Origin of the sequence: Archaeoglobus fulgidus DSM 4304 (genome assembly GCF_000008665.1) — an archaeon.
GTDB lineage: Archaea > Halobacteriota > Archaeoglobi > Archaeoglobales > Archaeoglobaceae > Archaeoglobus > Archaeoglobus fulgidus.
The window spans coordinates 1,776,865-1,801,880 of record NC_000917.1; the positions used below are offsets into that span (position 1 = coordinate 1,776,865).

The 25,016-nt window shown below is 51.3% G+C and carries 26 protein-coding genes, 1 tRNA gene and 2 rRNA genes; 12 read left to right on the forward strand and 17 right to left on the reverse strand.

From position 1 onward, the window contains the following. Positions 1-18 precede the first annotated feature (18 nt). Positions 19-1,215, reverse strand: coding sequence for a proteasome-activating nucleotidase (gene pan / locus AF_RS09925; RefSeq protein WP_010879468.1), 1,197 nt, complete (start codon positions 1,213-1,215; stop codon positions 19-21). 102 nt (positions 1,216-1,317) lie between these two features. Between pan and AF_RS09930 the strand changes: the two genes are divergently transcribed. The 3 genes from AF_RS09930 to AF_RS09940 are packed head-to-tail and all read left to right on the forward strand — an operon-like array spanning position 1,318 to position 2,816. Next, a complete protein-coding gene (locus tag AF_RS09930) occupies positions 1,318-1,788 on the forward strand; it encodes a multiprotein bridging factor aMBF1 (protein ID WP_048064503.1) in 471 nt (156 codons plus the stop codon). A 27-nt stretch (positions 1,789-1,815) separates the two neighbouring features. Continuing rightward, on the forward strand, positions 1,816-2,124 hold the full coding sequence (cutA, locus tag AF_RS09935) for a divalent-cation tolerance protein CutA (protein ID WP_010879470.1): 309 nt from the start codon (positions 1,816-1,818) through the stop codon (positions 2,122-2,124). Further along, positions 2,121-2,816 carry a nucleotidyltransferase domain-containing protein gene (locus AF_RS09940; RefSeq protein WP_048064504.1) on the forward strand — a complete coding sequence of 232 codons (696 nt, stop codon included), beginning with the start codon at positions 2,121-2,123 and terminating at the stop codon, positions 2,814-2,816. Before cutA ends, AF_RS09940 begins: the two co-directional genes overlap by 4 nt. A gap of 102 nt (positions 2,817-2,918) precedes the next feature. On the opposite strand, the gene AF_RS09945 is transcribed toward AF_RS09940, so the two are convergent. The 5 genes from AF_RS09945 to AF_RS09965 are packed head-to-tail and all read right to left on the reverse strand — an operon-like array spanning position 2,919 to position 6,502. Next, positions 2,919-3,575 carry a cytochrome c biogenesis protein gene (locus AF_RS09945; protein ID WP_010879472.1) on the reverse strand — a complete coding sequence of 219 codons (657 nt, stop codon included), beginning with the start codon at positions 3,573-3,575 and terminating at the stop codon, positions 2,919-2,921. Between the two features lie 36 nt (positions 3,576-3,611). Further along, positions 3,612-4,397 carry a metal ABC transporter permease gene (locus AF_RS09950; protein ID WP_048064505.1) on the reverse strand — a complete coding sequence of 262 codons (786 nt, stop codon included), beginning with the start codon at positions 4,395-4,397 and terminating at the stop codon, positions 3,612-3,614. After that, positions 4,390-5,151, reverse strand: coding sequence for a metal ABC transporter ATP-binding protein (locus AF_RS09955; RefSeq protein ID WP_010879474.1), 762 nt, complete (start codon positions 5,149-5,151; stop codon positions 4,390-4,392). Before AF_RS09955 ends, AF_RS09950 begins: the two co-directional genes overlap by 8 nt. Then, positions 5,148-6,086 carry a metal ABC transporter solute-binding protein, Zn/Mn family gene (locus AF_RS09960; protein ID WP_048064506.1) on the reverse strand — a complete coding sequence of 313 codons (939 nt, stop codon included), beginning with the start codon at positions 6,084-6,086 and terminating at the stop codon, positions 5,148-5,150. The genes AF_RS09955 and AF_RS09960 overlap by 4 nt, the downstream gene beginning before the upstream one ends. Then, positions 6,083-6,502, reverse strand: coding sequence for a metal-dependent transcriptional regulator (locus AF_RS09965; RefSeq protein WP_010879476.1), 420 nt, complete (start codon positions 6,500-6,502; stop codon positions 6,083-6,085). Before AF_RS09965 ends, AF_RS09960 begins: the two co-directional genes overlap by 4 nt. 15 nt (positions 6,503-6,517) lie before the next feature. Between AF_RS09965 and ilvC the strand changes: the two genes are divergently transcribed. Next, positions 6,518-7,546, forward strand: coding sequence for a ketol-acid reductoisomerase (gene ilvC / locus AF_RS09970; protein WP_257640135.1), 1,029 nt, complete (start codon positions 6,518-6,520; stop codon positions 7,544-7,546). Here the strand turns inward: ilvC and AF_RS09975 are convergent. From AF_RS09975 to cyaB, 6 genes are all read right to left on the reverse strand, one after another. Continuing rightward, positions 7,543-8,154: a hypothetical protein gene (locus tag AF_RS09975; protein ID WP_010879478.1), complete on the reverse strand. Its 612-nt coding sequence runs from the start codon at positions 8,152-8,154 to the stop codon at positions 7,543-7,545. The two genes, ilvC and AF_RS09975, sit on opposite strands and share 4 nt — an antisense overlap. A gap of 6 nt (positions 8,155-8,160) precedes the next feature. Then, positions 8,161-8,811, reverse strand: a complete 651-nt coding sequence (locus AF_RS09980) for a DUF6293 family protein (RefSeq protein WP_010879479.1) — start codon at positions 8,809-8,811, stop codon at positions 8,161-8,163. 139 nt (positions 8,812-8,950) lie between these two features. Continuing rightward, a 23S ribosomal RNA gene (locus tag AF_RS09985) occupies positions 8,951-11,892 on the reverse strand. A 107-nt stretch (positions 11,893-11,999) separates the two neighbouring features. Continuing rightward, a tRNA-Ala gene (locus tag AF_RS09990) sits at positions 12,000-12,071 on the reverse strand. A gap of 51 nt (positions 12,072-12,122) precedes the next feature. Further along, positions 12,123-13,614, reverse strand: a 16S ribosomal RNA gene (locus tag AF_RS09995). The 16S and 23S rRNA genes sit together here with 1 tRNA gene alongside, the layout of an rRNA operon. 296 nt (positions 13,615-13,910) lie before the next feature. Continuing rightward, positions 13,911-14,438 (reverse strand): class IV adenylate cyclase, encoded by a 528-nt coding sequence (gene cyaB, locus AF_RS10000; protein ID WP_010879480.1) that lies wholly within the window; start codon positions 14,436-14,438, stop codon positions 13,911-13,913. Positions 14,439-14,485: 47 nt separating this feature from the next. Here cyaB and AF_RS10005 point away from each other — a divergent pair, with 47 nt between their 5' ends. The 8 genes from AF_RS10005 (at position 14,486) to AF_RS12925 (ending at position 21,587) form a co-directional block, all read left to right on the forward strand. After that, positions 14,486-15,247, forward strand: coding sequence for an FKBP-type peptidyl-prolyl cis-trans isomerase (locus AF_RS10005; protein ID WP_010879481.1), 762 nt, complete (start codon positions 14,486-14,488; stop codon positions 15,245-15,247). A gap of 215 nt (positions 15,248-15,462) precedes the next feature. Then, the gene (locus tag AF_RS10010; RefSeq protein ID WP_148183477.1) at positions 15,463-17,562 is read left to right on the forward strand and encodes a hypothetical protein; all 2,100 of its coding nucleotides are present in this window, start codon (positions 15,463-15,465) and stop codon (positions 17,560-17,562) included. Beyond that, complete coding sequence (locus AF_RS10015) at positions 17,555-17,911, forward strand: hypothetical protein (RefSeq protein ID WP_010879483.1); 357 nt, start codon at positions 17,555-17,557, stop codon at positions 17,909-17,911. Before AF_RS10010 ends, AF_RS10015 begins: the two co-directional genes overlap by 8 nt. 10 nt (positions 17,912-17,921) lie before the next feature. Further along, positions 17,922-18,863: a hypothetical protein gene (locus AF_RS10020; RefSeq protein ID WP_010879484.1), complete on the forward strand. Its 942-nt coding sequence runs from the start codon at positions 17,922-17,924 to the stop codon at positions 18,861-18,863. Between the two features lie 4 nt (positions 18,864-18,867). Beyond that, a complete protein-coding gene (locus AF_RS10025) occupies positions 18,868-19,248 on the forward strand; it encodes a hypothetical protein (RefSeq protein WP_010879485.1) in 381 nt (126 codons plus the stop codon). A gap of 14 nt (positions 19,249-19,262) precedes the next feature. Next, positions 19,263-19,955, forward strand: a complete 693-nt coding sequence (locus AF_RS10030) for a hypothetical protein (protein ID WP_143274464.1) — start codon at positions 19,263-19,265, stop codon at positions 19,953-19,955. 80 nt (positions 19,956-20,035) lie between these two features. Beyond that, entirely contained in the window at positions 20,036-21,505 is a 1,470-nt protein-coding gene (locus AF_RS10035) for a sodium-dependent transporter (protein WP_048064509.1), read from the forward strand. Beyond that, positions 21,495-21,587, forward strand: coding sequence for a MetS family NSS transporter small subunit (locus AF_RS12925; protein WP_143274465.1), 93 nt, complete (start codon positions 21,495-21,497; stop codon positions 21,585-21,587). The genes AF_RS10035 and AF_RS12925 overlap by 11 nt, the downstream gene beginning before the upstream one ends. 121 nt (positions 21,588-21,708) lie before the next feature. On the opposite strand, the gene AF_RS10040 is transcribed toward AF_RS12925, so the two are convergent. The 5 genes from AF_RS10040 to ahcY all read right to left on the reverse strand — a co-directional run bounded on the left by AF_RS10040 (position 21,709) and on the right by ahcY (position 25,014). Beyond that, positions 21,709-21,963, reverse strand: coding sequence for a type II toxin-antitoxin system VapC family toxin (locus AF_RS10040; RefSeq protein ID WP_010879488.1), 255 nt, complete (start codon positions 21,961-21,963; stop codon positions 21,709-21,711). Further along, a complete protein-coding gene (locus AF_RS10045) occupies positions 21,929-22,150 on the reverse strand; it encodes an antitoxin VapB family protein (protein WP_010879489.1) in 222 nt (73 codons plus the stop codon). Before AF_RS10045 ends, AF_RS10040 begins: the two co-directional genes overlap by 35 nt. 79 nt (positions 22,151-22,229) lie before the next feature. Beyond that, complete coding sequence (locus tag AF_RS10050; protein WP_010879490.1) at positions 22,230-23,294, reverse strand: (Fe-S)-binding protein; 1,065 nt, start codon at positions 23,292-23,294, stop codon at positions 22,230-22,232. Between the two features lie 98 nt (positions 23,295-23,392). Then, the gene (locus AF_RS10055) at positions 23,393-23,800 is read right to left on the reverse strand and encodes a hypothetical protein (RefSeq protein ID WP_048064510.1); all 408 of its coding nucleotides are present in this window, start codon (positions 23,798-23,800) and stop codon (positions 23,393-23,395) included. Next, the gene (ahcY, locus tag AF_RS10060; protein ID WP_010879492.1) at positions 23,797-25,014 is read right to left on the reverse strand and encodes an adenosylhomocysteinase; all 1,218 of its coding nucleotides are present in this window, start codon (positions 25,012-25,014) and stop codon (positions 23,797-23,799) included. Before ahcY ends, AF_RS10055 begins: the two co-directional genes overlap by 4 nt. Positions 25,015-25,016 lie beyond the last annotated feature (2 nt).

A 25,016-nucleotide genomic window follows, 5' to 3' on the forward strand; every position in this document is an offset into this window, starting at 1 on the left:
TGGAGACTCCCGGAACGGTTAAACGAACATCACTCCCTTCAAATCGGGTATCGGAGTCGTCTTCTTGAGCACCTTCTCTATCGCCTTGGTGAAGTCCAGCATTGTAACCTTCGCCCTCTCCTCTCTGATGGCAAACATCCCTGCCTCGGTGCATATCGCCTTGATGTCCGCTCCACTCGCACCCTCCGTGATTCTCGCAAGCTCCTTGAAGTCAACGTCCTCCGCAAGCTTCATCTTCCTCGTGTGTATCTTGAAAATCTGTATCCTCCCCTCGAACGTTGGTAGCGGAACCTCTATTATTCTGTCAAACCTTCCAGGTCGAAGGATTGCTGGGTCGAGTATGTCGATCCTGTTCGTCGCACCGATGACCTTCACATCCCCTCTCGGGTCGAAGCCGTCAAGCTCAGCTAAGAGCTGCATCATCGTCCTCTGAACCTCCCTGTCACCGCTGGTATCGCTGTTTGTCCTTCTCGCAGCTATTGCATCAAGCTCATCTATGAATATTATTGAAGGTGCCTTCTCCTTTGCGAGCTGGAACACCTCTCTGACCAGCCTTGCTCCCTCTCCGATGTACTTCTGAACGAACTCGCTGCCAACCACACGTATGAACGTTGCCCTCGTCTGGTTTGCGACCGCTTTGGCCAGCAAGGTTTTACCCGTACCCGGCGGACCGTAGAGCAGCACACCCTTGGGCGGCTCTATGCCAACTTCCGCGAAAAGCTCCGGTTTCAGCAGCGGCAGCTCAACAGCCTCTCTGATTTCCTCAATCTGTACATCAAGACCTCCTATGTCCTCGTAGCTAACTTCTGGCTTCTCCTCCACCTCAAAGCCGTAAACCATTGGGTCTTTGGATGTTGGAAGGACATTCACTATTGCCAGCGTCTGCTGGTTTAAAGCGACTCTCGCACCCGGCTTGAGTTCTTCCTCATTGATGTACTGCGAGGTGTTGACAACGAACTTCGGTCCGGTTGAGCTCTTCACAACAACTCTTCCGTCTTCAAGTATGTCTGAAACAACACCTACGAGTAATGGCGGTGAGCGTAATCTTTCAACTTCACTTCTCAGCCTTCTTACTTCTCTTTCATACCTTATTCTTTCGCTTTCGATAAACTTCTTCTCGTCTTCCAATCTGCGATAAAGCTCTCTAAGCTTGTAGTAATCCTCCTCCAGCTTCTTCAACTTTTCCAGGAGGTATTGTATTTCGCTATCGCCCATATTTTATCCCTCAATTTTATTTTTTGCTTCCCTCTACGTTCCGGAAGCCTCCAAATACATATATATCACTCATCATATAAGAACTTGTTGCTGGTGAGTGAAATGAACTGCGAAATCTGTGGCAGAGAGATTAAGGGAAAAGGCTTCAAGATTGTTGTTGAGGGCAGTGAGGTTACGGTTTGCGGCTCCTGCAGACAGTTCGGAACTGAAAAGAAGCCCTCCGTAGCATCTCAGCAGGGGGCGAGAAGGGTCGTTCTGAAAAAGAAGAGGGGTTCGACAAAAATCGAGTTCACAGAGGAGCTTGTTGAGAACTTCCACATTATTATCAGGCGAGAAAGGGAAAAGAGAGGCTGGAGTCAGGAGCAGCTTGCAAAGAAGATTCAGGAGAAGGAGTCTTTGATAAAGAAAATCGAGAATGCGGAGATTACACCTGAGCCTGAGGTTGTGGAGAAGCTGGAGAAGCTGTTCAACATCAAGCTGAGAGAGCAGGTTCCCGAAATCAAAATTGAGAAGAGCAAGAGCCTTGTTCCAACACTGGGCGACGTTGTTGTTGTGAAGAGAAAGAAGAAATAATTTAAGTCCAGAGCATTAAAGAGCTGCATGCACAACTTCATCTACATAACCGCCCCTTCTTTGGAGGAGGCGGAAAGAATAGCGAAGAGGCTCCTTGAGAAAAAACTCGCAGCCTGCGTAAACATCTTTCCCATTAAATCTTTCTTCTGGTGGGAGGGAAAGATAGAGGCAGCAACTGAGTTTGCCATGATCGTTAAAACGAGGTCGGAGAAGTTTGCCGAAGTCAGGGATGAGGTAAAGGCGATGCACAGCTACACAACTCCCTGCATATGCGCAATACCGATAGAAAGAGGGCTCAAGGAGTTTCTCGATTGGATAGACGAGACAGTCGAATGAGGAGGGTCGGAACATACGGTGGAAGGAAATTGATAGAGTACGATCAGGAGCGCTGGAACATACTCGCAGAGAAAAGGGAGCGGGCAAAGGAGGTAATGGAGTCCTTACTTTCATTCGGAATCGAAAGCGTTGTTTACGGCAGCGTTGCGAGAGGGGATGTGAACGAAAAAAGTGACGTGGACATCTTCATCCCCGAGGTTATACCCTCTTATAAGGTTGAGGTCGCTCTTGACGGCTTCGAAGTCCTTGAAAAAAGAATCGTCCAGGCAACTCCAAACTACGCCATAAAGGGAGAATTTGTGCTGTCCGACAACACCACCGTCAGTTTTCCACTGGTCAGGATGAGGGAAAGGGAGATGGACTTTTACAGGTTCGGAGGCTGTGTTGATTACAGGGGGTTGATGGAGAAGCGAAGAGTGCCGGGAGTGGACAAAAGACTCGTTCTGATAATTCCCACCGGAAAAGGGCATCGCGAAATCCCTCTTACAGACATTCATCCGAGCAGCGTGGCGAGAATGCTCGGAGTGTCAATAGACATCGTGACGGAGAGAATAAGGGTTCTGACGAGAAGGAGAGAGGTCGGAAGGACGGGCATCTTTCTCTGCGAGACAATTCCTTCAACTGACTGCTTCGAGCAGGCTCTTAAGGAAATCGCCTCCAGAAACCCTGCGGTAAGGAGAAGGCTCGACTAACCGAACTTCTTGCTCAGCTTTATCGCGTTCAGCAGGGTTAAGGTGTACACGGCGAACAGGGCAATCAAAACGACCATCGAAGCCAGCATTACTGCTGTGTAATCATTCATTTTCCATCACCTCCAATTTCTCCCTTATTTCGGAAATTTTCGAATCCAGAAGGAAAAAGGCGATGTAGAGCAAAATGAACGCGATTATCATAACTCCCAACAGCATTCCCCTCTCCGTATCAAAGCTCACTTCGAAAGGTTTTGGATGAAGCGGGGAGAGGAGAGACGAAAAATAGCTCATCGGAACCGTGACGAAGGCGAAGATGGAGTAGATGGCTGAGTATCTCGCCTTCACCGCATAATCCTCAATGCTCGCTCTCAAACCGAAGTACGCAGCGTAGGCAAACCAGAGGACGAGAACAAACGTCTCTCTCGGGTCCCAGTTCCAGTAGCTCCCCCAAGCGACCTTTGCCCATATCGAGCCGCTTATGAGAGCGGCGGTAATCATAGCAAAACCGAATTTTGCTGAGCTCACAGCCTGAACATCCCTTCTGTAGTTCTCCGTTTTGAGAAAAACAACTGAGAAGGCCAGAGTTACCGCGAATGCCACAAAAGAAGTAACGGCTGCGGGGACGTGAAAGAATATTATTCTGTAGTTCTCAGCTATTGTCGGCGATGAAACGGGAGCGAGTGAGAGTACCTTGTAAACACCGTAAACGAGCATCGCGAAGCCGGAGAAGAAGCACAAAGCTGAGGCTTTAGACCACATGACCAAGCGTGTATGAACAAGGCTTTAAGTTTTTCCCTAACCCCTCCACGAGACTGCGAAGTATATCGACGATGCTATGGCTGCCGCAACCGCACCTGAAGGAATGCTGAAGTAGAAAGAGGTTAAAAGGCCAAAGTAAAGGCTTGAGAGGGCTAAAACGAATGAAATGAGGAAGACTGACGAAAGATTTCTTCCCAGCAGCCTTGCAGTCGATGAGGGAGCAATGAAGATTGAAAAAACAAGAATCGCTCCGACAGCTTTCAGCGCCGTCACAACTGATATCGAGATCAGGGCGATCAGCAGGAAATCGTAAAGGTAAACGTTGATACAGGTCGCCTCCGCCCCTGAGGGGTCGAAGGATATGAAAATGAACTTGTGGTAAAAGAACGAGATTGCAATAAGCACGAAAGCCGTTGTGATTGCTACAATCACGAAATCGTCGAGGGTGAGGAGCAGAACATCTCCGAAGAGAAACTGCCAAGCATTTGATGCTGAGTTTCTGGTCATTGCGATAAATATGGCCGCCAGAGCCATGGATAAGGAGAAGGCGGTTGCGATGCCAACGTTCACATCACCTCTCCTTGCGGCCTTCGCAGAGAGAACTGCAAAGAAGACTGCTGCAATCACAGCAAAAAGAAAGTAGTGAGCGCTGAAGCCAATTGAGTTCAAGAAGAGAGCGAGAGCAACTCCTGCCAGGGCAGAGTGGGCGGAGCCAGCAACGAGAAACGATGCCCTTCTGAAAACAGTAAGGGTTCCGGCTATGGATGCGTTCAGCGAAATCAGCACTGAAGCTATTAAAGCCCTCAAAATGAGCTCATCCATGGTAATCACCGTAAAGCGGATGTGTGAAGCCCTCCTCGCAAATTACGATTGGTATGGACGTGCCGTAAGCTTTTATGATGTTCTCCTCTGAGAAAACCTCGTTTGGTTTTCCTGCCGCTATTATCCTCCTGTTGAGCAGAACAACTCTGTCAATGTTGTGGAGCAATGGATTGATGTTGTGAACCACTGCAACGACAGTTTTGCCCTTGGAACTCATCTCCGCAAGCACCTCAACTATTTTTTCCTGCGATGGCACGTCAACGCCGTTAAAGGGCTCATCGAGCAGCAGAATTTCTGGGTCGGAGATTAGAGCCCTCGCGAGCAGCACTTTCTGCTGCTGCCCGCCACTTAGCTCGCTGAAAAGCTTATCTCCAAACCCATCCAAACCGACCATTGAAAGAGCCTCTCTTAGCTTACTATCACCAACCTTTTTCCCTCTCGCCAGCAATGGCAATTTTATAACCTGAGAAACCGTCAGGGGAGCTTCAAGAAGAATCTCCTCTCTCTGAGGAAGATAGCCAACCCTGCCAACGAATTTATCCCTCTCATCAAAGGCGTTATAACCGAGAACTTTAACAGTTCCCTTAGTGGGCTTTAAAAGTCCGAGAATAAGCCTGAGCATCGTGCTCTTTCCAGCCCCGTTGGGGCCGAGTACCGCAACAAACTCCCCCCTTCCTATACCCAGGTTCAGATCACTCAGAACCTCGCTGGAGTTGTAGGAGAAACTCACGTCGTAAAACTCTATTACTTTCATAACCTCACCTTTATCACAGCGATGATAAGAGCCTCAACTACACAAAGGACTGAAAGAACGTATATCCAGACGCTGTCCCTGCTGCATTCCGCGTAGCCTCCTGCATAGGCGATTCTTGCTGCGTTTGAAATGAGCATTGTGTCGTAAGCCGAATCTCCTGAAGAGAACCTAACCCATGCTATTTTCGCATTCGTACCCTTAACCAGTTCCTTCGCCATTTCCTCTCCCTTTCCACCCTTCATAAACTCCGGAACGATTATTCCCCTGTAATCTCCGCTTTCGAGCTTTTTTCTTATTTCAGCAAGCTCTCCTGCGCTTGCGCTACCCGCTCCTTCTGAAATCAGAACTGCTGCAACGCTCAAGTTATAGGTTTTAGCTATGTAGCAGACTCCGGGTACCATCGCAACGTATTTCCTTCCCGACTCCCCTTCCGAGATCCTTTTGGCCTCTTTTTCCGCCTCCTCGACTCTCTCAACGAAGACTTTAAAATTTTCTTCAAACTGCGCCTTTTTTCCGGGATACATCTCTGAGAGCTTGTCCTTAACCGCCTTTGCGATCCCTACTGCGTTTTCTGGTAGCATCCAGTAGCCGTGCGGGTTGCTTTCGAAGCCGGGAAAGTCGTAGAGCTTTGCGTTGTAATCTCTAAAATCGAGGGTGTTGGAGAACTCACTTGCTATTTTTGCCTCAAAATCCAGCAGTTTTGAGTTTGCAAGCACGATGAGGTCCGCTTTCCTCATTTTCTCAATATCCTCAACCGTTAGGCTGAAGGCGTGAGGATCGGAGCCTGGGGGGAGCAGGCTGTAAACTTCAAAGCCATCTCCAGCAACCGCCTCAACGATTGGCTTGAAATCGGGCACCGTAACGACTATTGTCGATGCCTCGGCTGTGCTGAGGAGGAGAAAAAGTGATAAAGCTGCAATAATGACGGGTCTCACTTTTTCACCTCCGGAATTCTCTTCCCACACGGGCAGAATTCTCTGTCACCGTACCTTGCTTCGAGGGCATCAACGAGGCTGCTGCCGGCAACCATGCCTATTTTTTCAGCCTCCTTGCAGAAGTCCTCCACGCCGAGGTCTGCGAGAAGGCACTCTATAAGCCTGTGCATCCTTACCGCTGCCCTTGCTTCCATTTTTCCCCTTTCATTCAGAACCAATCCCTTCTTCGGGACGTAAACGCCGTAGCCTGCCTTAGACAGTTCGTTCAGCATTTTCTGAGCTGTTGATTTCGACACGCCAAGCTCCTCCGCAACCTGCGTGGGACCGATTACTGCAAGACCTTTCTCAAGTGCGGTGTAAACTGTTCTGAGCACAACCTCTGTTTTTGTAACAAACTTCGTTCGCACAGCGAACATATCCAGACTCGCAATATATATTTAACGGACGCTGCAACACGGAGCATGGCAAAAATTTATCGCGACGCGGATGCGGATTTGAAGTACCTTGACGGGAAGACTGTATGTATAATCGGATACGGAAGTCAGGGACACGCCCACGCCCTGAACCTGAAGGATTCTGGGGTTAACGTGGTTGTCGGACTGCCTGAGTGGGACAAGGCAACATGGGAGAGGGCCGAGAAGGACGGGATGGTTGTTAAAAAGCTTAGCGAGGCTGCTGATGGAGCAGATGTGATAGCGATGCTCATTCCCGATATGGTCCAGCCTGCTGTGTACAGAGAGCACATTCAGGACAAGCTGAAGGAAGGTGCGATGCTAATGTTCGCCCACGGCTTCAACATCCACTACAACCAGATTGTTCCGCCTGAGTACGTGGATGTGGCAATGGTTGCACCCAAGGGGCCTGGGCCACTGGTAAGGAGAATGTACGTTGAAGGTAAGGGCGTGCCGTCTTTGGTTGCGGTTGAGCAAAACTACACTGGCAAGGCTCTCGAAGTCGCCCTCGCCTACGCAAAGGGAATTGGAGCGACGAGAGCAGGTGTCATAGAGACGACCTTCAAAGAGGAAACGGAAACCGACTTGTTCGGAGAGCAGGTTGACCTTTGCGGTGGAGTTGCGGAGATGATAAAGATGTCCTTCGAAACCTTGGTCGAGGCGGGCTACCAGCCCGAAATAGCCTACTTTGAGGTTCTGCACGAGCTCAAGCTCATCGTCGACCTGATTTACGAGGGCGGAATTTACAACATGTGGAGTGCTGTTAGCGAGACTGCCAAATACGGAGGAATGACGAGAGGAAAGAGAATCTTCACAGAGCAGACGAGAGAAGAGATGAGAAAGATCCTGAAGGAAATTCAGACCGGTGAATTCGCGAGAGAGTGGATTCTCGAAAACATGGCGGGAAGACCGGTTTACAACAAACTGCTCCAGATGGAAAGGGAGCATCCGATAGAGAAAATCGGAAAAGAGCTAAGGGCTATGATGCCCTGGCTCAAAAAGGACTAATACACCTCTGCTTTCCCAACAAGCTCCTTTATCAAATTTTTTATAAACCTGCAGTTGTCGCTTTCCTTCAAAGCATCATTGGAAAAGATGTCTGCCGAGAAGAAGGCCATGTTTCCTTTTCTAACCCCAAAAACCACGTTTTTGCCAGTTCTGAAAGTTATGTCCCCAAGCAATACCTTCGTGTTTCTGTTCCCGTTAAGGATTACCTCGCACTCCTCATCAACCTCCATATGGTATGGATGGAGGAGCTTTATTACGTCAACACCTCTGAAGTACTCAAGCTTGCCCCTCATTGCAGAGGCGTTGAGCTCAAGGCAATCCGCGACGGGCAAGAGATTCTCCGAAAGGCGAATCGGAACGTTATTGTTCAAAACATGGAAAACCAAAATCTTGCTTTTTGCGAGCCGGGAAATAGCGGGAATTTCGGAGAACTCTACGGGTTTTAGGAAAAAAATGATTTCGTACGAGAACTCGATTCTGCTCAATTCCGCAATATCCGTCGAAATCTGCCCCGAATAGTCCACATGATAGTCATTTATCAGGCACTCCTCAAGCTCCTTGTAGCGATGCCACTCACCATCCTCGGCAATCAGCAGTACTGATAGCATGCACTATCATCCGAACATGGCTACAAATGCTTTTCCAAGTTCGGTCAGGAATATGCTGAGGTTCTTCCCCTTTCTTTCGGTAACAACAAGCCCATCTTCCTCAAGACCGTTGAGGTGGTAGCTCATTCTCGCCCTCTGTGCCATGTACTTCTTCTGCTCCTCAAGTTTCCCTTCTACGAGCTCGATTAGCTTGTTGATTGAGTCCACACTCCCGCCTTCCCTCTCAAGCGCCCTCAAAATTTCAAGTTTGTCCTCGTTGACTTTCTTTATTGGAGGGGTGGGTATTTCAATGACCGAGTCGCCTTTTTTGGTATATATTTTGCTTTCAGAAATCTGGGCGGAAATGAAACAGGCGAGGCAGGTAAGCTTGTCCGAGTCTGTGATGTTGAAAAGCACCGTGTTTCCTGCATCAACCTCCTTTCTCACGGTCCTGAGTATGTCCACAACAGCCTCATACACGCCGTCACTTTTAAGCTCTAGAACCTCAACTTCAACCAGGGAGCTAAGCGTTCCCTTAACCTCATCAACGTACTTCTTAGACTCCTCGCTGTCAAATATTAGGTATGCCTTATGAATCGGATGTCCACTCATTTTCACACTGTCCACAATTTCAGCGGTGTTTGATTCAACTGAAATGACATGCACGAAACTTACCATAGCACTAAAAAAGTTTTGTTGTTTAAAAAATTTTCTATTATAGAGCGCCAGAGTTTACGAGAGAGTCGTAAGGTCAATACTAAAAAGTAGTTGACAAAGCCATGCAAAGGTTCGTCCCCAATCTATGCCTGAGACCGGCCCAATCGGCGCGGGCGATTAGTGACCGCGGGCTGAACGGCTCGCCGAAGCTCGCCGCTTACACCCCGGTCCTATCAACCCCGTCTTTTACGGGAGCCCTTAATGGGCGGCTCTTTTCGGGGGCGGTTTCAGGCTTAGATGCTTTCAGCCTTTAACCGCGTGGCGCGTAGCTGCCCGGCGATGCCCTGCCGGACAACCGGTAAACCAGTGGCGCCGGAGGCTCGTTCCTCTCGTACTAGAGCCTCCTTCCCCTCAGCCGCCCTGACACCCCCGTTAGATAGCAACCGACCTGTCTCACGACGGTCTAAACCCAGCTCACGATCCCCTTTAATAGGCGAACAACCTCACCCTTGGCCGCTGCTGCACGGCCAGGATGGGGAGAGCCGACATCGAGGTAGCAAGCCCCCGGGTCGATATGTACTCTCGCCGGGGACAACTCTGTTATCCCTGGGGTAGCTTTTCTGTCGTCACCCGGCCTCACCAAAAGGCCAGGGTGGTTCGCTAGGCCCGCCTTTCGGCTCGTGAACCCTTATTTTGCGGGTTCACGTCAGGCCGGCTTTTGCCCTTGCACTCTACGGCGGATTTCTGACCCGCCTGAGCCGACCTTTGGGCTCCCCCGATACCTTTTCGGGGGAGTGGCGCCCCACCCAAACTGCCCACCTACCGATGTCCTCCCAGCGGGAGTTAGCTCCACAGCTGGAGGTGGGCGGTGTCTCATCGACGGCTCCACCCCGCCCGGAGACGGGGCTTCGAAGCCTCCCGCCTACCCTGCGCACCCCCAGCTGTGGAGCAACGGCAGGCTGCAGTAAAGCTCCACAGGGTCTTCGCTTCCCAACGGGGGTCCCCAGACTCTTCACTGGGATGTCGGGTTCGCCGGCTTCCGGCCGGGGACAGTGGGGGAGTCGTTAATCCGTTCATGCAAGCCGCCAATTAAGCGGCAAGGTATTACGCTACCTTAAGAGGGTCATAGTTACCCCCGCCGTTTACGGGCCCTTCGCCCGGTTGTACCCTGGTTTCAGGTACCCGCACTGGGCAGGACTCAGGGGCTGTACAAACCGTTGCCGGATTGCAGCCCCCTGTGTTTTTAGTAAACAGTCGCTCCCCCCTAGTCACTGCGACCTGCGGTCTGCTAAACCGCAGGCACCCCTTCTACCAAAGATACGGGGCCAACTTGCCGAATTCCCTCGGCCGGAATGTTCCGCCACGCCTTAGGCTACTCACCCAGGGCACCTGTGTCGGTTCTCGGTACGGTCCAACTGCCCCCCTTTTCACGGGCCCCAGGAGTCGGCCGGCTTACGCCATCACGCCTTCACCCCCTTCTCTCCATTACGGATCTCCGGGGGCTTCGACGCTTGGACGGGCTGGCAGCTCCCGCCCGGCCTATCCCGAGGCGTCGGGTGCCATAAAGGCAGCGGGCAGCGGTGCCGGAATATTAACCGGCTTCCCTTTTCGGCGGCGCCGAGTTACGGGCCACCTTAGGACCGACTCACCCACGGCTGACGAACATTGCCGTGGAACCCTTGCCCTTCCGGCGGTCGGGATTCTCACCCGACTATGCTGCTACTACCGCCAGGATATTCGTTACCGACGGCTCCACCCGAGCTTACGCCTCAGGCTTCTGCGCCATCGGCACGCCCCCCTACCGGATCTCCTTTCGGAGCCCCGGGGTATCGGCGGCCGGCTTGAGCCCCGTCCATTTTCGGCGCCCCGAGTCTCGGCGGGTGAGCTGTTACGCACTCTTTAAAGGGTGGCTGCTTCTAAGCCTACCTCCCCGCTGTCTTCGACCCGGGACCTCCTTTATCGTTTACACTTAGCCGGCACTTAGGGGCCTTAACCCCGGTCTGGGTTGTCTCCCTCTCGGAACAGGAGCTTACCCCCTGCCCCTGACTCCGCCCATCTACGGCGGCGGTGGATTCGGAGTTTGACAGGAGGGCGAGGGTGTCACCCCCCGGATCCTCCTATCAGTGCTCTACCCCACCGCCAACCTCCGGACGGGTCATACTGCGGTATGTCTCGGGGGGAACCAGCTATCCCCGGGCTCGATTGGACTTTCACCCCTAGACGGGGGTCAGAGGAGCGATTTGCACATCAACACCCCTGCGGGCCTCCACGGCGCTTTCGCACCGCTTCACCCTGCCCCCGCCTAGATCGCCCGGCTTCGGGTCGTACGGCAGGGACTACAGGCGAGCACACCCCGCCCCTCGCATAAGCTGCGGGCTGTCGGTTTCCCTCCGGCTTCGGAGTTTCACTCCTTAGCCTCGCCCCTGCCGTACACTCCCTGGCCCGTTCTTCAGAACGTACGCAGTGACTCCGGCATGTCCCGGCTCGTACTCGCGCCTCTCAGCACTTTCCTTTGCCGGGATTACCTTTCGAGCCACTGCTCACTATCCCCGGCCGATTTCAGGCTCTTTTCACTCCCCTTCTCGGGGTTCTTTTCAGCTTTCGGTCACCCTACTATTGCGCTATCGGACTCGGGACGTATTTAGCCTTGGGGGTTGATGACCCCCAGCTTCCCGCGAGAATTCCAACCCACGGTACTCAGGATACCCCGCCTTGTAACCGTGGAACTTACGCCTACGGGGCTATCACCCTCTACGGCGGGCCGTTCCAGACCACTTCGGCTTCGTTCCACGGCATTAGGCAGGGTCCTACAACACCACATCCATCCGGAGTTACCCCCGGATGTTCGGTTTGGGCTGTGCCGCTTTCGGTCGCCCCTACTCACGGCATCGCGTTTGCTTTCTTTTCCTGCGGGTACACAGATGTTTCCTTTCCCCGCGTTCCCGCTCCCGTAAGGGAGCGTCCCCGAAGGGACAGGATATCCCATTCGGGAATCCCGGGTTCTAAGGCTCCTTGCGCCTCCCCCGGGCTTTTCGCAGCTTGGCACGCCCTTCGTCGGCGCCCGAGCCGAGCCATCCACCGGCCGGGATATTCGCCGGTAGAGCCGGTCCCAGATTGCATTTGGGGACGAACCTCTGCACGGCTTCACCTGGGCAAACTTGCCCATCAACCCTTCCCCGACGACTTTCATCGCCGGGTGCACGTAATAATGGACTCGGCGGGATTTGAACCCGCGGCCTCCGCCTCGCAAAGGCGGCGCTCTCCCGCTGAGCTACGAGCCCTTGGGCTTGTCAGCATATGAGCCCGGCAGGCGAAGGCTGGAATGCACCTTTAGGAGGTGATCCAGCCGCAGATTCCCCTACGGCTACCTTGTTACGACTTAGCCCCCCTCGCGGACCCTGGGCTCGAAGGTGGCCTAGGGCCACCCCCTCGCCCCTGGCCCACTCGGGTGGCTTGACGGGCGGTGTGTGCAAGGAGCAGGGACGTATTCACCGCGCCATTTTGAGGCGCGATTACTACGGATTCCAGGTTCACGAGGGCGAGTTGCAGCCCTCGATCCCAGGTTAGACCGGGTTTAGGGGATTACCTACCCCTTTCGGGGTCGGTACCCATTGTCCCGGCCATTGTAGCCCGCGTGTAGCCCGGGGGATTCGGGGCATACGGACCTGCCGTTGCCCGCACCTTCCTCCGGCTTAGCGCCGGCAGTCCCCCCAGTGTGCCCGGCTTCCCCGAAGGGAACCGCTGGCAACTGGGGGCGCGGGTCTCGCTCGTTGCCTGACTTAACAGGATGCTTCACAGTACGAACTGACGGCGGCCATGCACCACCTCTCAGCTAGTCTGGTAAGGTCTTCAGCCCGACCTTCATCCCGCTGTCTCCCCCGGTAAGCTTCCCGGCGTTGAATCCAATTAAACCGCAGGCTCCACCCGTTGTAGTGCTCCCCCGCCAATTCCTTTAAGTTTCAGCCTTGCGGCCGTACTCCCCAGGCGGCGGACTTAACGGCTTCCCTCCGGCACCACCGAAGCTCGTAGCTTCGGTGACACCTAGTCCGCATCGTTTACAGCCAGGACTACCCGGGTATCTAATCCGGTTCGCTCCCCTGGCCTTCGTCCCTCACCGTCGGACCCGTTCCAGCCGGGCGCCTTCGCCACAGGTGGTCCTCCCGGGATTACAGGATTTCACCCCTACTCCGGGAATACCCCCGGCCTCTCCCGGTCCCTAGGCTGGCAGTATCCTCCGGCAGTCTGACGGTTAAGCCGCCAGATTTCCCGGAGGACTTACCAGCCCGGCTACGGACGCTTTAGGCCCAATAAAAGTGGCCGCCACTCGGGCCGCCGGTATTACCGCGGCGGCTGCCACCGGCCTTGCCCGGCCCTTGCTGTGGGGTGCTTTTTAGGCACCCCGACAGCCCGCGCGATGCGCGAGCACTCCGGCTGACCCCGTCGCGGTTTCCCGCATTGCGGAGGTTTCGCGCCTGCTGCGCCCCGTAGGGCCTGGACCCGTGTCTCAGGGTCCATCTCCGGGCTCCCACTCTCATGGCCCGTACGGATCTTCGGCTTGGTGGGCCGTTACCCCACCAACAACCTAATCCGCCGCAGACCCATCCTCGGGCGCTAAGCGCTTTCGGAGATGGGACATTCCAGTACCCATCCCCTATGGGGGATTAGCCCCAGTTTCCCGGGGTTATCCCCCACCCGAGGGCAGGTTGTCCACGTGTTACTGAGCCGTCCGCCGGTGCTTGCATCCCCGAAGGGATACAAGCCCCTTGACTCGCATGGCTTAGTCCCAGCCGGATAGCAGCGGCCTCTGGCAGGATCAACCAGAATTGGCGGGGGCTAAAGCGGTGAATACATCCCTCGCCTGCCGGTTTGCTCTGCTGACAAGCCCACATCAGACCGCATTTTGCATGCGGTCCTCCCACAATATACCGTGGGCAGGAAGGCCTCCCCTCATCACGGGCTTACGCCCTTTCGGGGCACTTGCCGGACCCACGGTTTTCGTTCTTGGCAACACATTATTTGGTTTTTAGGTTTATAAGGCTTTTGCTCAAGCCCTTTCCCTTATCCACCTGTATGATGTAATTAGCTCCCGCATCAATCGATATTTAAGACTTTTGGCCGATTTAAAGAGACTCTTTTCGTGATTTTTTCTGTAAGATAAGCTCAAGGTACGAATCTCTGATGCTCTCATTCCTTGAGTAGCCAAGCTGCTCGGCGATGGAAAAGACCTTCTCTTTGGCATCAATGTTATCAGCCTCCACCTCGATTTCAACAAACTTTCCAAGGCCCTCAACATCATCTAAGCAGATTATAGCTTCACACAAGCCATAAATTCTCCTGAGCTTCTTAACTTCCGCAACAGCCCTGAAGCCGAGCTTTTCGAGGATTTGCTTAGCTGCTTCAAAATTCTCAACCTTAAGCTTAACCTCTTCCCTGCTTTTCGTCTCCACATCAACCTTCGGACCTTTATAGGTTAAAGTTATCCCCTCCACATCCTGCCTTATCCTCAGAGCCTCATCGCTACTGGCAAAATCCCTGCACGGATGGGAGAAGTAAATGTCGTGCTCGAATTTCTCAATAATTAGTTCCGCTATTTCCTTTACCTTCTCCTCCACCCCTTCGCGGTAGGGAAACTTGGCCTCGACCTCCATCTCAATCTTTTTATATCCGCCCCTTGGGGCTTAAAAAGGTGGTGTTAATGATATCGGATGGTGACTTTATCAGGCTCAGCTACACAGCAAAGCTGGAGGATGGAACGATTGTAGATACCACTGACGAGGAGGTGGCAAAGGAGCACGGGATATACAACGAAAATGCGAGGTACGGGGATATATACATCGTGGTGGGCAAAGGTCACGTTCTGCCCGGACTTGAGGAGGACATAAAGGGCAAAGATGTGGGATACAAGGGCACAGTCGAGATTCCACCTGAGAAGGCCTTTGGCGAGTACAACCCCGATTTGAAGGACACCTTCAGCGTCAACAGGTTCAAGGAGAGACCCGAAATCGGGCAGAGAGTGAGAATTGGCGACAGAATCGGAACGGTTGAGAGGATAGTTGGAAGGAGAGTCATCGTTGACTTCAACCACCCCTTGGCTGGCAAAAAAATCATCTTCGACTACGAAATCAAGGAGAAGCTTGAGAAGCCAGAGGATAAAATCAAGGCTCTCTTTGTAATTCACACGGGCATTGACGTGAAGGACGTTAAGATTGAAGACGGCAAGGCAATCGTTGAGGTTTCGAGCGACGTCTACCTGAATCAGGTCTTTCTCATCGGCAGATACAGGGCTGTGAAGGATATCTTTGAAAATACAGAGGTAAAGGAAATTGAAATCGTGGAGAGGTTCGAGAGGGAGCAGGAGCTTCTGAAGCTTGGAGAGGAAATAAAGGCTGAAGAGGAAGCTGAGAAGGAAGGAGAGAGTGGCGAGGAGGAAGAGCAGACTGAAGAAAAAGAGGAGTGAATTTTCATAAAAATTTTTTATTGGTATATAGTGGCTTCGATTAGTATTTTATAGTTCAAGTTTACATAACTATAGTTATAACAAGAAGCCTTTCTCTCCAAGATTGGTTTCTTGTTTGGATGAGAGTGGTAGATTGAAGCTTGAATTATGCAAATTGGAACGAATCTGGAAGATTTTGCCGTCTTCCAGCGGAATAAAATTTAGAGGTGAGCTATTTGAGGATTTTAGCTAAAATTTGGATTCCGATGCTTTTCTTAGCATTGCTACATCCGGCAAGCGCTCTGAGTGAGGAAGAATTTAACAAGGTTGTTGACGCTGTTAGTTCAGTTGGAGTAGAGGTGGACACAAAGGCCTACGGGAATATCGGGTCGATCATTAACGGCCATTACAAATATACTGGGCCCATAGCTTATGCAGGGATTACAGCAGATGTGAGTATAAAAATTCAGGATTACACAGAAATTATGAAAATATATGGATACAAAAACTACAAAGAAATTCCTGCCAGTGGCTCCAACATCCTAAGGTCTGATCTAAATAGGGAGAAAGCCAGGTGTGATGAATACCAGAGTGGAAGTGATGACATTTTCAAGCAAATAAGCACAATCGAGGGTACAAGACAGTACTGCTATCACCTATTTGTCGATTGGCAGAACATCGATGGACAAAAATACTGGGAGGAATCACCCAGGCATGCTTTTTCTCAACTTCTCACAGTCACACCAAGAGCTGAAGTGGCAACTATAATCAATATCCATAATTTTTACACATGTGAGTCTGACTATGTTTATACTGTTTGCGACGCTCAAACCAATGATTGCGTCGAAGTGGTTGATTCGGAAAAATACAGCAACTATGTTAAGTGCCTCGAAGACCTGAACCAGAAAACAGCAGAATTCACAAAAACACTCAGCCTGAAAATTGAAAGTGCTGTCTTATCAGCCCTTGGTGCGGGTGAGACAGCAACGCCAACAACAACCGCAACTCCAGCCGCATCCTACACAATCCAGATTCTCTCTCCAAGTCAGGGAGCAACAGTCACATCCTTCTTCAACAAAGGCGGAGTGTGGAGCGACAAAGCGTTCATTCACATTGTCAACATCAAGGCAAAGGTGTCGGGAGAGGGGGCGAGCAATCTCTATGCTGTGGTTATTGCACCCGACGGCATCGAGAGGAAGTTTACTATCTACAACAACGATCTTTACGCAAGAATTGCTCCGAAGAATATTAACACGGGAAAGGGGGACATCTGGATCAAGCTCTACGGTGAGACCTCCTCAGGCATAACACTTCTCGCCACAAAAAGCCTGACTCTCAACTTCATCAGCCCGGAAATTATTGATGGCAAAGATAACGATGGAGATGGCCTTGTTGACTGCAATGACCCAGACATAGCAACCAGCGATGAGTGTGTTTACCAGAAAAAGCTCGAATGGGCGGAGAGTGTGATGAAAAGGCACATAGAATACATGGAGTCCCAGCCCGACAGGTCATTCTTCGAGCCCAAAATTGCCCACATAAAGAACCTCTACGAGAAATACAAGAACGACCCCGATAGAATGGTTGCTGAGATGAACAGATACATGGACGCTCAGGTTTACCACAACCAGAAGATTAAGACAATCATCCAAATCTTTCAGGATGACCCGGACAAAGCGGAGAAGGTTGTGGAGATTGCGGAAAAGTATAAGAACGACCCTTGGCGTAGAAACTACGAGCTAAACAAGTTCGTTTATGAGAACTCCAAATCTGAAGCTGAGAGAGAAGCGGTGAAGAACGCCATTCTGACGGGAATAATCAACCCGCCCAAATGGTTTGTTGGGGGGCAGTATGGTTCTGGCGGCGCTCTGGACTGGGCTCAGTTCGTCGCATCAAACTTCGAGCAGGTTGGAGATACTGTGAAGCTCAAAGGTGCTGAGAAAGTGAAGTTCTTCACAACTCCGGCAAAAATCTACCTCGTCGCTCAGGATGCAAAAGCGCTGATGGATCATGCGAGACAGCTCGAAAAGATGAATCTCGACAGCAGAACAAAGGTTTCCATTGTCGTGCTCGACGGTGCAACGAAGATTGGAAAGCTGCTCGACCCGACTGGCTACTTCGGAAACATGGCGGATGCGACGGTTGATGCCCTGATCAAGCTCAGAAAGAAAATAGAGGACAGAAACGGCGGATGGATACAAACGGATGTTGGCGTTTTGCACGAAACCAGCATTCCGGGAATCTACGAGGACTACGAGACTGGAAGGAAGTACAAGCGCATTTCAGGAGGGTGGTTTGAAAAGGACACCTGGGTGGAGGTGAAGGGCAATGTTTGAGCCTTTTCTCCTTGCAGTTGAAGGGCAGGAATTTCTGACGGGCTTTCACGTCGAGGGGCCTTTGGCGGGGCTCATCATAATCCTGATCGCTCTCCTGCTGCTCTGGATATTCAAAAAGGTGCTCAAGCTCGTGGTTGTGTTGATAGGAGCTGTTGTGGGCTACTTCGTTGGAGAAGCTGTCGAGCCATCCCTCTCGCTGGTTTTTGCCGCTGGCTTCGCAATCGTTGGGATCTGGGCTATGTCAGGGGACAAGAGCAAAAAGAAGGGAAAGAAGCAAAGGAGCATTTTGAAGGATGCAGACGACTGGGATGACGACAGCTGGGACGATGAGGGCGATTGGGATGAGTGAGGTGGTTTGAATGGGAAAGCTGAAAAAGCTGTTCTTCCTGCTGCTGATTCTCTTCGGGCTATTCATAATCATAGACTGGGATGGTAACATACCCGACGACTTCATAGACGACTATCCGGGCTGGGGAGGAGGAACGAAGCACGGAGATGTTAAGGATACGTGGATTGATGCGAATGGAGACGGGCAGGGGGATGTTTACGTCGGAGATGGATACGCAGAGGTCACTCAGCACTTTGTTATCTACGACAGAAACAGCGATGGAAAGTATGATGCGGTGCTCCTCGACCTCGACGAGAACGGGGACTTCGAGACGAGATACCTTGACGAGAACTACGATGGCAAGACTGACCTCTGGATTACAACCTTAAACAATAAGAAGAGCTACGCATGGGATTTAGATGCCGACGGAATTCCTGACGTTTACGACACCAACGGTGACGGCAGGATTGATGCATGGGACTTGAATGGCGATGGAGTTGTGGATGTCAGGGATGCAGACTTTGATGGAGATGCTGACATGCACGACTACGACTTTGACGGAGTTTTTGATGAAGTATGGTCTGCCGGTGGTGACTCATCTGCCAGCTCAGGCACAGCGGGAAGCAATGTAGTCAAGATTACTCTCTCAACCCCCAACAGAATGTTTCTTGACTTCTCAAGTGGATATGGCGATGAAAACAACTTCGACATAATGCTCGAACCTTGGTGCATCGACAACGCTGCAATTAACGGGAATTTTGCAGACATCGGCGTGATGAACCTTGAAGCCGTCACCTCTGCAAACATCCCCTCATCCGGCTACCTCCACGAAGACACCATGGAGATAGAGATTGGACACGTTTACATCAACAAGAACTCTGATGGAAGCTACACAGCCTTCACCATCTACAGCCACCAGAAGACTGGCGATTGCGACCACGAAGTCCTTCTCGGTTACAAGAACCTCGGGTGATGAGATGCTGAAAAAGCTCATAATGGGATTTTTCCTCCTCATTCTCCTCGGAATTGCTGGTGTTGCGGTTATGAACTACTACTACGAAGCCAACTACGATAAGGAGCTTGTAGCCTACGATGAGGGCGTTTTCAACGACAGAGTACACTTCACCTCAGAATTGCTCGGCCCGGGAACCTACAGAATCATTGCTGGTGGAACCGGGATCGTTGAGGACATAGAAATCATAGACAGGAGCGGAAATGTTGTTGCAAAACATGAGGATACAACCAATCTGCTCTACGGCTCCTCCAACTCCTTCGTTGTCCGAGTGAACTACGCCCCGCCAAATCCGGGAGAGGAGTATGAGGCTACCATCGAGATTTACAGGTATGTGGAGAAGTGAAAGGAGGTGATAAAATGAAAAAACTGATACTGCTGATGCTACTACTGCCCATTTCGCTCATAGGCTGCACTGATGAGGAGAGCAGCGTTACCGTCGGCCACACGACTGTCTACTACACCAACGTCCCCGACGCAAAGGCAGAGGTTCTGGCTGGTTATCTGCAAGAGGAGTTCGGCTTTACCTCTGATACTGACATTCTGCTCAGCATGAGCGGCAACGAGTACGAGGTGAGGATTCCGAGTTCCTACAGCTCCCCATCTGAAGTTGAAGAGAGCTTCAAGGTCTACTTTGCTCTTCTTGCCTCAAGGGTTAGTGAGGAGGTTTTCTTCGGCTCTCCTGTTAAGCTCGTCCTTGTCACCCACCAGAACGATGAGCTTTTTGCTGTTAAAAACCAGTACAGCTTCGAGAAGGCTGGAAGGGTCTTCGTTTACTTCAAAGGTGTTGATAGGGAGCAGGCGTTTAACCTTGCAAACTACCTTGAGAGCCTTGTCGGAGAGAACTACGACTGGGATGTAATTTTCGAGCAGTCGGAAGGAGTTTATCACGTCGTTCCCTTTGTTGGAATTAACGATGCCAGCGAGCTTACGCCAGAAATGGAAAACAGCTATCAATCAATGGCCACAGAACTCGAAGACGTTCTCGGAGGAGACGTTGTGGTTCACCTCGTCAACTTTGAGGGCTACGAGGTTGCAGCCTTTGAGGGCTGAGCGTTTGCAAACAAAAGTTGGCCCTTAAAATTTTTTTAGTAAAACAAAGTTTATATGTCAGGATAGTCTAAGCAGTGGCCATGGAGAGGGAAAACTGGGCTACAAGAGCCGGTTTCGTTCTCGCCGCCATTGGCTCGGCCATAGGACTCGGAAACATCTGGAGATTCGGCTATCTTGTTTACAAAAACGGTGGAGGGGCGTTTCTCATCCCCTACTTCGTTGCACTCTTTGTGGCGGGAATAAGCCTGATGATTCTGGAGTTTGCCATCGGCCACAGGTTCAGGGGGAGCGCTCCTGCATCAATGAGGAAGCTTGGAGGCAGAGGCTTCGAGTGGATTGGCTGGTGGGCGGTCACAGGAGGCTTGATAATCACAATGTACTACACGGTAGTCATTGGATGGGCCATAGTTTACTTCACAAAGTCATTGACGCTGGCGTGGGGAGAGGATACGGGAGGATACTTCTTCGGCACGGTTCTGCAGCTCTCCGACAATCCATGGGATTTCGGCGGGTTTGCAACCGAAGTTCTGATTGCTACAATCATTGTGTGGGCGCTGAACTGGCTTGTCGACTTCAGGGGCATCAGGAAGGGAATTGAGAAGGCCAACCTTTTGCTGATGCCGCTTCTCTGGCTTCTCGCCGTAATCCTTGTCATCAGAGCGGTAACTCTGCCGGGAGCGATGGAGGGGATAGAGTGGTATCTGAAGCCCGACTTCAGCAAGCTCGGCGATTACAACATCTGGCTTGCCGCCTTCGGGCAGATATTCTTCACGCTCAGCCTCGGAATGGGCATAATGATAGCCTACGCCAGCTATCTGCCTGAAAAGAGCGATATAGCAAACAACGCCTTCATAGTCAGCCTTGCCAACTGCGCCTTCAGCTTCCTTGTCGGCTTTGCTGTCTTCGGCACTCTCGGATACATGGCCTACGCCACTCAATCGGATATAAGCGACGTGGTAGCGCAGTCGGTCGGTCTGGCTTTCGTGGTGTTTCCGAAGGCTCTGAACATGCTGCCAGCACTGAAGGTGTTCACAGCAGCGGTATTCTTCCTCGCACTGGTCGTTGCAGGGCTTTCGTCCTCCATATCACTCGTTGAGGCCGTCAGCTCGGCACTGATGGACAAGTTCGGCATGGAGAGGAGAAAGGCCGTGAACATCGTCGTTTTAGTTGGATTTCTCGGAAGCATCGTCTACACAACGAAGGCGGGCCTTTACTGGCTCGACGTCGTTGACCACTTCATCAACTACTACGGCCTTGTTCTGGTGGGGCTGCTGGAGGTCATAGCCGCAGCGTGGCTCTTTGATTTGACAGTGCTGAAGAACCACATCAACTCTGTTTCGGAGATAAAGGTCGGTATGTGGTGGGATTTGGCAGTAAAGTTTGCAACACCGCTCATACTGGCAGTGCTGCTGATTCTCGACATCAGAGGAAACCTCACGGAGAACTACGGCGGCTATCCGACGGAAGTGCTGCTGACGGGCCTTTCTATTATAGTTCTGGGCATGATTGTGGCAGCAATACTCTCATGGAGGGATAAAAATGTCAGCTGATGCAATCGCCATGGCGGTATTCGGCTTTGCCGTGCTCTACGGTGGATTGGCGTACTTCCTCTATAGAGCAATGAAGAAGTAATTTTTTATTTTTTAAACAAGCTGGAGCTTCAGCCCGAATTTTCGGAAAATCTCGAAGTCAAAGTCCCTCGTTATCAGAATTTTGTCGTTTGCTAAGGCAGAAGATGCAATCAGCAGGTCTTTTACCTTTGGAACTCTGCCCCTTTTTTAAGTTCTCTGAAAATTTTTCCTGCAAGCTTTGCAGAACTTTCTTCAAAATTCAGCTTAGGTATTTTTTCAAGAAAAATTTCTTCCCTCTCTTTTAAACTTCCACACTGGAGTTCGAAAAGAGTTATGACAGAAATGCCATAAACTGTATCTCCGTTCAACTTTTCAAGCAATCCTTTATCTCCTTTAAACAAATCAATGATTACACAAGGATTGCATCCATTCTTCAACCTCCTTCATCTCCCTTTTTAACTTTTCAACCTCCTCCTCGCTCCTCGTCCCGAATGCAACCATTAAAAGGTCAAAATTTCCTTCCTTTTTTACCAACTCCCTGATGACTTCAGAGAAGCTCCTTTTTCCTTTAATTTTAACCAGCATCTCATACACATCATCGGAAATGCTAATCGTTTTTGTCATGCATGCATGTATGTTTAAAAATTAATAGGTTTTTCGACCTGCTAAATCAAAAAATTATACCTTCAAACAAAACCAAAAATCACTCCTCCACACCAAAAACCGACTCGTAAAGCAGCTCCACCACGTCAAGAACCTTAACGTCAGCCTTCTTAACCTTCACAGCATCCTCAAGCATCATCAGGCAGAAGGGGCACGCCACCGCCAAAAATTCGGCAGCAACAATCCCCGCCTCGTCAATTCTCTTGAGAGAGGGCCTGAATTCCACGTCCCTCACAATGTTCCCGCCTCCAGCACCGCAGCAGAGGGAGTTCTCCCTGTTCCTCAGCATCTCAACCAGCTCAATGCCGGGAATCGCCCTCAAAACTTCTCTCGGCTCCTCGTACAGCCCGTTGTATCTGCCGAGGTAGCAAGAGTCGTGGAAAGCTACCCTCGCCTCGATGACCTTTCTGAACCTTATCCTCGCCTCCTCTATTGCCTTAAGCAGAATTTCGGAGATGTGATAAACCTCAAGCCCGTAGTCATTTTTGAAGGTGTTGTAGCAGTGTGGCGAAATGACAATCACCTTCTTAACCCCATACTCCTCAAAAGTGGCCATGTTCTCCTCCCTGAGCAGCTCAAAAAGCCCCTCCTCCCCAACAGCCTTAACGTCATTCCCGCAGCATCCCTCCTCCCTAAGAATGGCAAAGTTAACGCCAGCAGCCTCCAGAAGCTCCCCAGCCTTCCTTGCAACATCAGCAATCCTGTCATCCACAACCCCACAGCCCGCAAAGAGGAGATACTCGAACTCTCCTTCATCTGCAAACCTGAACTTCCCCTGATGCCAACCCCTTTTCTTGGCCTTTCCCACCCCAAAGGGATTGGCGAACTTCTGAATGCTCTCCAGCATCTCTCTGACGTCTGTCGGAACTTTACCGCTCTCAATTACCCTGCTCCTCGCCTCAACGATTAAGTCAGTAATGGGAATGCCCCTTGGACATCTGTCCTGGCAAACGTGACAGGTGGTGCAGTTCCACAGCTCCTCGCTCCAGAAGTCATCTCCACTGGAAATGTAGCGGGCAATGAGCTTCCTGATGTTCATCGCATACCGCATGCTGCAGGATGAGCTGCACACCGCGCACTGCATGCAGGCTGTGAGAGAAACCATAGTTTAACTACACCTGCAAAATAAAACAATTTAGGTTTAACAGCCCGTTGACATTAGCTCTTTTACCTCACATTTTTAGCAACTACCAAAAAGCAACCTCACCTTTTCACAATCCTTTCCAGCCTTCTAACAGCCTGCCTCAAATCATCCTCGTTGTCGAAGTAAAGAGTTCTGACTGAAAAAATCCCTGCCCCCTTCAGCCTGATAACTCTCCTCTCCTCATCCACCTCAAATCCCTCTATATCCTTCAGGTTCGTCTTAAAGGGCCTGTAGTAAACATAATCACCCTCGATGTAGTAGTGCCTCGGCTTTCCGAGCGTAATGATGGCGTAGAGGGAAATAAAGAGGGCAAATATAGCTGCCGCAATCAGCGACTTCCCAACCTCCGCCCCTCCAGCAATCTTGTAGGCGGTGTACCCGAATCCAGCCAGAACAATAAGGAGGATGAACGCGGTCCACTTTCTCCTTGCTGCAGGATTGTTCAAAGCTCTGTATGTCCAGATCATGTCCCGCACCTCCAGTCGCTCAGATACCTTACCTGCTCCTCAGTAAGCTGGTCAATCTCAACGCCCATCGACTCAAGCTTCATTCTCGCAACCATTCTGTCAAGCTCTTCGGGCAGCCTGTAAACCTTCCTCTCCAGCTTCTGCCAGTTCTCGGCAATGTATTTAGCAGCTAAAGCCTGATTGGCAAAGCTCATGTCCATAACCTCTACTGGATGACCATCGGCAGCAACGAGGTTCACCAGCCTTCCCTCTGCGAGCAGGTAAACCCTTTTATCGCCCAGATCATACTCTGTTACGTACTTTCTCGCCTCTCTCTTCGCCTTTGCCATCCTCTCAAGGGCCGGGATGTCAATCTCAACGTTGAAATGGCCGGCATTCGCCAGAATCGCCCCATCCTTCATCAGCCTTATGTGCTCCTCCCTGATGATGTCCCTGTTGCCCGTAGCTGTGATGAAGATATCCCCGATTTTTGCTGCATCCTCCATCCTCATAACTCTGAATCCATCCATCACCGCCTCAAGAGCCCTGATTTCATCAACCTCCGTAACAACAACGCTTGCCCCCATTCCCCTCGCTCTCATCGCTATTCCTCTACCACACCACCCGTAGCCAGCTACAACAACAATTTTTCCAGCCATCAGCAGGTTTGTGGCTCTGATAACTCCATCAATGGCGGACTGGCCAGTGCCATAGCGGTTATCGAAGAGGTACTTTGTGTAGGCGTCATTCACAGCAATAACGGGGAATTTCAGCACCCCCTCCCTTTCCATCGCCCTGAGCCTTATAACTCCCGTCGTCGTCTCCTCGCTCGCCCCCTTCACCTTTTCAGCATAGCTCTCCATCTCGCCGTGAAGGAGGAAAATGAGGTCTGCGCCATCGTCGATGACTATATCCGGTTCAGCCCTTATAACATTCCTCAAGGCCTCGTAATACTCCTCAACATCCATCCCCCTCTTTGCGTAGCATGCAATCCCGCTCTCCCTCAAAGCATCTGCCACATCATCCTGAGTGCTCATGGGATTGCAGCCCGTAATCGCCACCTCAGCCCCAGCATCAACGAGAGTTCTAACCAGAACTGCGGTTTTCGCCTCAACATGCAAAGCCATGCCGACGGTAAAGCCCTCCAGCGGTCTCTCCTTCCTGAACTGCTCCCTTATCTTTCCAAGAACCTTCATGTAGCGCTCTGCCCACTCAATCTTCCTGAAGCCCTCCATTT